The sequence below is a fragment of the Frankia sp. CeTa3Moorea genome (assembly GCF_978021225.1).
In genome coordinates this window covers 1-9,184 of sequence record NZ_CDXDOR010000169.1, presented here as the reverse complement: position 1 = coordinate 9,184, position 9,184 = coordinate 1, and the positions used below count along the sequence as shown (strand labels likewise).

The window sequence follows — 9,184 nt, the reverse complement described above, 5'->3', positions numbered from 1 at the left end:
CGCCCGGGCCGGATCAACCTCATGGCGGGTGGCAACGGGCCGCTCGGACTGACCGCTGCCGGGGAGGCGTTCGCCGCCGGGATCCTCGGCCGGCTGCCGGCGCTGATGGCTCTCGGCGCCCCGAGCGTTGCCTCCTACCTGCGACTGGTGCCATCGACGTGGGCGGGTGTCCACGCCTGCTGGGGTCGGGAGAACCGGGAGGCCGCGCTGCGGATGATCCCCGGGCCGCCGGCCGCGGCCGGCCAGGCGGCGAACCTGGAGGTGAAGTCCTTTGACCTCGCCGCGAATCCCTACCTTCTGGTGGCCGGTCTGCTGGCCGCCGGGCAGGCGGGGCTCGCGGCGGCGGCCGCGTTGCCGGAGCCGGTGGGCGTCGACCCGGCCTCGCTCGACCCCGCCGAACGGGCCCGCCGCGGCATCCGGCGCCTGCCCACCAGCCTGGGCGAGGCGGTCGCCGCCTTCGAGGCCGACGAGGTGTTGCACCGCGCCCTGGGACGGGAGCTGCACGACGCGGTCGCCGCCGTCCGGCGCGCGGAGATCGACCGGTTCGCCGAGGCGGACCCGGCCGCCGTCGTCGCGGCGACCCGCTGGCGGTACTGACCCGCCGGCGGTGCTGACCGGGTGTCAGCCCACCCGGCGCAGTCCGGCCGTGGCGGCGGCCCGCTCCAGGTCCTCGACGCCGAAGGCGTCGACCGGGCCAAGCGCGCCGGCGCGGGCGACGGTGCCCGCGGCGAGATGTCCCGCCATCCACGCCATGATCCGAGCGGTGAAGGCATAGGGGTCGCGACCTTCCAGCCGCACGGTGGCGAGTTCCCGGCCGGCGGCGTCCCGGGTGAGCGCGAACACCTGCGCCCCGGCGCGGGCCCGCGCCGCCCGGTCCGGTCCGCGGCCGGTCGTCCGCAGGGCGGACCGGGCGGCGGCGGCCAGCAGCGCCCGGCTCGGCGGGAAACGACGCAGCCCGGACAGGGGGAACGACAGCGCCTGCCCCACACGGATGCCGCGGTCGACGCCGCCGATATACGTCGCGACGTCGGTCAGCGCCGGCGCGAGCCGGGGCAGGGTGAACGGCTCCCCTCCCGACCACAGCACCGCCGGGTGTCCCCGCCGGCCGCCCGACCCGCCGGTGACCTTGCCGGACGACCGGAAGGACCGCACCTCGCGGGCGAGCGGGCGCTCGACGAGGACGCCGCCGCGTAGCACGATGACGGGCTCGGTCAGCGCGGCCAGCAGGGTCGCCCGCGTTCCGCTGCTCATCCCGAGAGCGCCCGTGACGAGGTAGCCGATGTCGAGGCGGCGGGCCTCGCCGCCGGCCGCCTGCAGGGCCAGTGCTCCGGCGAGGTTGCCGGGGACGAAGTCGAAGCCGGCGCCGGGGATCAACGCCGCCCCGGACGCCGCCGCCCGCGGGCCGACCTCGGTGAAGACGTGCCGCAGGAATGCGCCCTCCCCGGAACAATCCAGGTAGTGCGCGCCGACCGCGGCCGCCGCCGCCACGACCGGCCGCCCGAACCGGCGGAACGGGCCCACTGTGGAGACGAGCACGTCCCCGGTGCCGAGCCCGAGTAGGCGGGCCAGCGACGTGCCGCTGGGCGCGCCCCGAGCCTCCGTCCGGTCGGCCGCGTCAGCCACGCCGGCCGCGTCAACCGCGGTGGTCGCGCCGGCCGGGGTAGTCGCGTCGACCACGGCGGTCCCCAGGCCGTCGTAGGCGGCGGCGAGGGCACGGACCCTGGTCTCCGTGCGGCCGGCGAGGACAGGTCGGTGCCCGGCAGCCACGAGTTCTGCGGTCACCAGCCGGCCGGTGTAACCGGTCGCGCCGAACACTACGATACGGGCCGTCATGGGTCCCGACGTTATGCCCATCTGTCGAAGGTGGCCCTTGAGACGTTACTTTGGCACGTAGCGGCCTGCACACCCCACAATGATGCGCACCCGTCCGAGGAGGCGCGCGTGCGTAAGGTACTGGTTGCAAATCGTAGTGAGATCGCCGTCCGTGTTTTCCGAGCCGCTCAGGAACTGGGCCTGCGCACGGTGGCGGTCTACACGCCCGAAGACGTTTCCGCGCTGCACCGGACAAAGGCGTCCGAGGCCTACGAGATCGGTGGCCCCGGGCACCCGGTGCGCGGATACCTGGACATCGACGCCCTGCTCACCGTGGCCAAGCAGGCGGAGGCCGACGCGCTGCACCCCGGCTACGGCTTCCTGTCGGAGTCGGCGGTGCTCGCCGAGGCGTGCGCCACCGCCGGCATCACCTTCGTCGGACCGCCCCCGGCGGTCCTGCGGCTGACCGGGGACAAGGTCGCCGCCCGGGACGCCGCGCTGGCCGCCGGGCTGCCGGTGCTGCGCGCCTCGGTGCCGCTGCCGGACGGCGCCGGGGCGCTCGCCGCCGCCGAGGAGGTCGGCTTCCCGCTGTTCGTCAAGGCCTCCGCCGGTGGCGGGGGGCGCGGCCTGCGGCGGGTGGAACGCCTCGCCGACCTCGCCGACGCGGTGGCGAGCGCGTCCCGGGAGGCCGCCGCCGCCTTCGGGGACGGCACGATCTTCCTGGAGCAAGCGGTGGACCGGCCGCGCCACATCGAGGTCCAGATCCTGGCCGACGCCTACGGCAACATCATCCATCTGTACGAGCGGGACTGCTCGGTGCAGCGCCGGCACCAGAAGGTCGTGGAGATCGCCCCGGCGCCGCGGCTCGATGAGGCGGTCCGGGCGAGCATCTGCGCCGACGCGGTGCGGTTCGCCCGGCATGTCGGCTATGTCAATGCGGGCACGGTCGAGTTCCTTCTCGGCGCCGACGACCGGTACACGTTCATGGAGATGAATCCCCGGATCCAGGTCGAGCACACGGTCACCGAGGAGGTCACCGGGGTTGATCTGGTTGCGGCGCAGCTGCGGATCGCCGACGGGGAGAGCCTGGCCGGCCTCAACCTCGCCCAGGAGCAGATCGTCCTGCGCGGTACCGCCATCCAGTGCCGGGTCACCACCGAGGATCCCTCGGACGGCTTCCGGCCCGACACCGGGACGATCAGCTTCTACCAGTCACCCGGCGGTCCGGGGGTGCGCCTCGACGGCGCCACGTACCCGGGGGCCGAAGTCAGCCCGTACTTCGACTCGTTGCTGGTGAAGCTGACGACCCGGGGTAACACGCTGGAGAAGGCGGCGCGGCGCGCCCGGCGGGCGCTGAACGAGTTCCGGGTCCGCGGGGTGCGTACGAATATCGACTTCCTGGTGCGGCTCCTCGCCGACCCCGGCTTCCTCGCCGGCGGGGTGAGCACGTCGTTCATCGACGAACGGCCGGAGCTGCTCGCTCCCGGCAAGGGGACGGACCCGACCAGCCGGCTGCTGGCTCGCCTCGCCGAGAGCACGGTGAACGGATTCCTGCGCCCGGCGGTGGCCCTGGCCGACCCCCGGGAGCTGCTGCCGCCCGCGCCCGCGCAGGTGGCGGCGCCCCGCGGCACGGCGCCCGGCGGCACGCAGCTGCCGGCGGGATCCCGGCAGTTGCTGACGGAGCTCGGGCCGGCGGGCTGGGCGGCGTGGCTGCGCGCCCAGGGGGCGCTGGCCGTCACCGACACCACCCTGCGTGACGCCCACCAGTCGCTGCTGGCCACGAGGCTGCGCAGCTTCGACATCCTGGCGGCCGCCCCGTCGTACGCCGCGCTGACGCCGAACCTGCTGAGCCTGGAGGCCTGGGGCGGGGCGACCTACGACGTCGCGCTGCGCTTTCTCGCGGAGGATCCGTGGGAGCGGCTCGCTGCGCTGCGCCAGGCCGCACCGAACATCTGCCTGCAGATGCTGCTGCGGGGGCGCAACGCGGTCGGGTACACCCCCTACCCGGACGACGTCGTCCGGGCGTTCGTCGCCGAGGCCGCGGCGACCGGCGTCGACATCTTCCGGATCTTCGACGCGCTGAACGACATCGAGCAGATGCGCCCGGCGATCGAGGCGGTGCTCGGTACCGGGGCGATCGCCGAAGGGACGCTCTGCTACACCGGTGACCTCTCCGATCCGGCGGAGCGGATCTACACCCTCGACTACTACCTGCGCCTCGCCGAACAGCTCGTCGAGGCGGGTGTGCATGTGCTCGCCGTGAAGGACATGGCGGGACTGCTGCGCCCGGCGGCGGCGGCCACGCTGGTGACGGCCCTGCGGGAGCGTTTCGACCGGCCTGTCCACCTGCACACCCACGACACCGCGGGCGGCCAGCTCGCCACCCTGCTCGCGGCGTCCGCGGCCGGGGTGGACGCGGTGGACGCCGCCGCCGCGCCGATGTCCGGCGGCACCAGCCAGGTCAACATGTCCGCGTTGGTGGCGGCGACCGACCACACTCCCCGGGCGACCGGCATCGCGCTGCCCGCGCTCTCCGCGATGGAGCCGTACTGGGAGGCCGTGCGCGACCTCTACGCCCCGTTCGAGGCGGGGCTGCGGGCCCCGACCGGGGCCGTGTACCGGCACGAGATTCCCGGCGGCCAGCTGACGAACCTGCGTCAGCAGGCGATCGCGCTGGGGCTGGGGGACCGGTGGGCCGAGGTCACCGAGTGCTACGCGATCGCCAACGAGCTGCTCGGCAAGCCGATCAAGGTGACGCCGACCAGCAAGGTCGTCGGTGACCTGGCGCTGTTCATCGCCGGCGGATCCGTCGACGTGGACCGGTTGCGTGCGCATCCCGAGGAGTTCGACCTGCCGGCCAGCGTGCTCGGCTACCTCGCAGGTGAACTCGGCACGCCGCCGGCCGGCTTCGCCGAACCGTTCCGGGAACGGGCGCTGGCCGGGCGCCGCCCGGCGCCGCCGTCCGTCGACCTCGACGCGGCGGACGCCGCCGAGCTCTCTTTCCCGGGGGCCCGGCGGCGGGCGGCCCTGTCCAGGCTGCTCTTCCCCGGCCCGTGGAAGGACTACCTGCGGGCGGTGGACGCCTACGGGGACTCCTCCGTGGTCCCGACCGACGGCTTTTTGTACGGGCTGCGGCCCGGCGTTCCGCTCACCGTCACCTTGGAGCCCGGGGTGGAGATCATCGTGGAGCTGGAGACGCTCTCCAAACCGGACGACTCCGCGATGCGCACTCTGTACCTGCGGGTCAACGGCCAGCCCCGGCCGGTGCGGGTCCGGGACGCGTCCATCACGGCCACCACCACGGTGGCCCGTCGGGCGGACTCCGCCGATCCGAACCAGGTGGGCGCCGGGCTGCCCGGCATCGTCACGTTCAGCGTCGCGGTGGGCGACACGGTGACGAAGGGCCAGCGGCTGGCGGTGGTGGAGGCGATGAAGATGGAGGCCGCGGTGACCAGCCCGGTGGGCGGGACCGTCGTGGAGCTCGTCCGCTCCAGCGGCGACTCCGTCGAGGTCGGCGACCTGCTGCTTATTCTGCGTTCCTGATTACGCTGTGTCCCTGATCCCGCTGGTCGGGTTCTGCCTCCGCGGGGGTGTCGTGGCCGGGAGCGTCCCGGCCACGTCCCCCGCCTCCCGGCCCGGGCGGAAGACCCAGGCGCGCAGTAGAAGGAACCGGATGACCGTGGAGGCCAGGTTCGCCAGCACCAGCACGGAGAGTTCAATGCCGCGGCCGGGGTTCGTGCTCGCCGCGTGCAGGAGCGCGAGCGAACCGCTGGTCAGGCCGAGGCCGACGGCGAACACCACCAGGCCCTGCAGATGGTGGCGACCGGCGCGCTCCGGACCGGTGAGACCGAAGGTCAGCCGCCGGTTCGCCGCGGTGTTCGCAACCGCCGTGAGAAGCAGCGACAGCAGGTTCGCGACCTGCGCCCCGGTGACTGTCCGCAGCAGGACGAAGAGCACCAGATAGGACAGCGTGCTGGCGATCCCGATCGCGGCGAATCGCAGGAGCTGACCGGTGAGTCCCTTCGGTACCCCCGGGACCTCGACGGCCTTGCCCTCCTCGGCGTGGCCGGCGGTGAGCGGGCCTCGGCCGAACTCCTGGTGCAGCCTGGCGAGCGGCAGCTTTCCGCTGCCGAACGCCCGCAAGAGGCGGACCACACCCTTCAGGTCAGCGATGGCCGTGGCGAGCACGTCGACGCGGCTGTCCGGATCATCGATCCAGTCGACCGGGATCTCGTGGATGCGCATTCCGGCCCGTTCGGCCAGGACGAGCAGTTCGGTGTCGAAGAACCAGCCGCTGTCTTCCACCAAGGGCAGCAGGCCCGCCGCGGCGTCGGCGCGGATCGCCTTGAAGCCGCACTGCGCGTCGGAGAACCGGGCCGCCAGGGTCCTGCGGAGGATCAGGTTGTAGCAGCGGGAGATCATCTCCCGGCGCGGTCCCCGCACGACCCGGGAGGCGGGGGAGAGCCGGGTGCCGATCGCGAGATCCGAGTGGCCGCTGATGAGCGGGGCCACCAGGGGCAGCAGCGCGGCGAGGCCGGTCGACAGGTCGACGTCCATGTAGGCGAGCACCGGTGCGGGCGAGATGCCCCAAGCCGCCCGCAGTGCCCGGCCGCGGCCCTTGGCTTCGAGGTGGATCGCGGCGACCTCGGGGAGCTCCTTCTCCAACGCCTGGGCGATGGCCACGGTGCCGTCGGTGCTGGCGTTGTCGGCGATCGTGATCTGAAAGGGGTACGGGAACGTCCCGGTCAGGTGGGCGTACAGCCGTCGGACGCAGGGAGCGAGGTCGTTCTCCTCGTTGTACACGGGGATGACGACGTCCAGCATCGGGCGCGGACGGCCGCCGTCCGGCCCGAGCCATCTAGGCTGATGATGTTGAACGGGAATGCTCTCTCCGGTGCTCCCGGTCGTCTCGAAGGTCCCGGTCATCCCGGTCATCCCGGAGATCACGGTCGTCGAGGAAGGCATCCGCGTCATCGTCATGCTCTCCACCCTCGGTTCGGGAGCTGTGCCGCTCGTGTGCCGATGCTGTGCGCCTGCTGTGAGCGTCGGCCGGGCTGAGGATCGCCTCGGCGATTGCGGTTGTGGTGCGGAGCGGTGTCAGGTAGTGACGCCGGTGCCCGTCGTGGAGCCGGCGGTGGCGCCGGTCTTCGGTGCGGTCAGGTCGTAGAGGGTCACGCCGTCGACCGTCTTCGAGGTGAAGTTCTCCGTCACCCAGCTGGAGATCTCCCGTGAGGACGAGCTACCGCCGTTGGCCTGACCGAAACCGCCGCCGCCGATGAAGTAGTGGATCTTTCCTTCGGCGACGTACTGCTTGAACTGTGCCGGGGTGGGCGAGGGGTCGCTCCCGTTGAACCCGCCGACCGGCATGACCGGGTCCTGGGTCGCGAGCTGGTATCCGGCTGCGCTATTCGAGCCGACCGCGGCGGCGACCCAGGTGTAGGAGTCCGCGTTCTGCCTGAGCAGCTTCACGATCGCGTCGCTGGGAGTGACGGTGCTGAGTAGACCGCCCGGGCCACCGCCCCGGGTCTCCTGCCCGCCGAGGATCCCGTTCCCCAGCGCGCTGGTTCCGGTTCCGGCACCACCACCGGCCTGGCCGGGCATCCCGCCCTGGCCGCCGGGCATCTGCTGCCCACCGCCGGGGAAGGCCCCACCGGGGAAGATTCCACCACCCTGTGGGCCAGCCTGCGGGCCGCCCTGGCCCATGCCCTGCGGCGGGAAGCCCTGCTGACGGCCGGCCTGCAGGCCGCCCTGGCCCATGCGGCCGCCACCCGGCCCGCCGAAGCCGGCGCCGGCGGGACCCGCCGCCGGGATCGAGCCGGTGTGCGGGGTCGCCGCGGTGGCGATGGCGTACGAGCCGGGTCCGAGGAGCCCGGCGACCAGCGCCACGGCGGCGACGCCGAGCGCGGCCCGCCGCGGCAGTCGGATGGCTGCGAGGAACCCGAGCGCCGCGATGATACCGGCGACGAGCACGGCGTACCGGATCCACGGATGCCACTGGGGGGTGCGGTTCAACAGGGTGTAGCACCAGGCGGTGGTGGCAGCCATCGTGGCGGCCGAGACCACGGCGGCGGCGGGATGCCGGCGATGACGCCAGAGCAGCGCGCAGCCCATCCCCACCAGGGCGCCGACCGCCGGGGCGAGCGCCACCGTGTAGTAGGCGTGGAAGATGCCCTTCATCTGGCTGAAGACGATGCCGGTGACGAGCAGCCAGCCGCCCCAGAGGAGGAAGGCGGCGCGGGCGCGGTCCGTCCGCGGGGTGCGCCGGGTGATCCACAGTCCGGCGACGAGCAGGATCAGTGCCGTCGGGAGCAGCCAGGAGATCTGACCGCCGACCTCCGAGCCGAACATGCGGGTCCAACCGGCCTGGCCCCACATGCCGCCCCCGCGGCCGCCCGGACCCCCGGGACCGAAGACGACCGTGCCGCCGCCGGGAACGGCGCCTGCCGCGCCGTTCCCGATGAATTCCGGCAGGCCGCCCATCCGGCCACCGCCGACGCTGCCGGTCTCGTTGCCGGTAAGTCGGCCGAGCCCGTTGTAGCCGAGGGTGAGCTCCAGCAGGCTGTTGTGCTGTGAACCCCCGATGTAGGGGCGGGAGGACGCCGGGACGAGCTCCACGATCGCGATGAAGAGGCCGGCGGGGATCAGCAGTCCGAGCCCCGCGGCCAGGGTTTGCCGGACGCGCCGCCAGAACGAGGTCGGCGCGGTCACCAGGTACACCAGTGCGAAGACAGGGACGACGAGCAGTGCCTGCAGCAGCTTCGTCAGGAAGGCGAAGCTGACCAGGATCCCGGCGAACACCAGCCAGCGGGTGCTCGCCTGCTCGATCGCCCGCAACGTCGCGTAGGCCGCGGCGACCAGGAGCAGCACGAGCAGGGCGTCCGGGTTGTTGAACCGGAACATCAGGGCCGCGACCGGGGTCAGGGCCAGCACCGCGCCGGCGAGCAGGCCCGCACCGGCGGAGAATTGCCGCCGCACGGTCTGGTAGAGCAGGCCGACGGTGGCGACACCCATCAGCGCCTGGGGCACGAGGATGCTCCAGGCGCTCAGGCCGAAGATCCGGACGGACAGCGCCATGACCCACAGGGAGGCCGGCGGCTTGTCGACCGTGATTGAGTTGGCAGCGTCCGAGGAACCGTAGAAGAACGCCTTCCAGCTCACCGAGCCGGCCTGGACCGCGGCCGAGTAGAACGCGTTCGCCCATCCCGACGCGCCGAGGCCCCACAGGTAGAGCACACCTGTGCCCACCAGCAGGGTGACCAGTGCTGGTCGGGCCCAGCGGGCGTCCTGGGCGGCTACGTCTTCGGCGGCTACGTCTTCGGCGGCTACGAGGCCACCGGAGCCGTCGACCGGGGGCCCGGTCTCGGTGGGGGCG

Annotated in this window: 4 protein-coding genes and 1 pseudogene; 2 read left to right on the top strand and 3 right to left on the bottom strand. The window is 73.1% G+C overall.

Annotation, left to right across the window (positions count from 1 at the left end):
- A pseudogene (locus AC08OV_RS21050) lies at nt 1-597 on the top strand (glutamine synthetase family protein); the annotation flags it as partial.
- 24 nt (nt 598-621) lie between these two features.
- On the opposite strand, the gene AC08OV_RS21045 reads toward AC08OV_RS21050, so the two are convergent.
- Nucleotides 622-1,833, bottom strand: coding sequence for a saccharopine dehydrogenase family protein (locus AC08OV_RS21045; RefSeq protein WP_476615036.1), 1,212 nt, complete (start codon nt 1,831-1,833; stop codon nt 622-624).
- Nucleotides 1,834-1,941: 108 nt separating this feature from the next.
- On the opposite strand from AC08OV_RS21045, the gene AC08OV_RS21040 reads away from it, so the two are divergent.
- On the top strand, nt 1,942-5,355 hold the full coding sequence (locus tag AC08OV_RS21040; RefSeq protein ID WP_476615035.1) for a pyruvate carboxylase: 3,414 nt from the start codon (nt 1,942-1,944) through the stop codon (nt 5,353-5,355).
- Here AC08OV_RS21040 and AC08OV_RS21035 read toward each other — a convergent pair whose 3' ends face one another.
- Together AC08OV_RS21035 and AC08OV_RS21030 are read right to left on the bottom strand one after the other, a co-directional pair.
- A complete protein-coding gene (locus tag AC08OV_RS21035; RefSeq protein WP_476615037.1) occupies nt 5,356-6,636 on the bottom strand; it encodes a bifunctional glycosyltransferase family 2/GtrA family protein in 1,281 nt (426 codons plus the stop codon).
- A gap of 273 nt (nt 6,637-6,909) precedes the next feature.
- A partial coding sequence (locus AC08OV_RS21030) for an ArnT family glycosyltransferase (RefSeq protein WP_476620171.1) occupies nt 6,910-9,184 on the bottom strand: 2,275 nt, incomplete at its 5' end.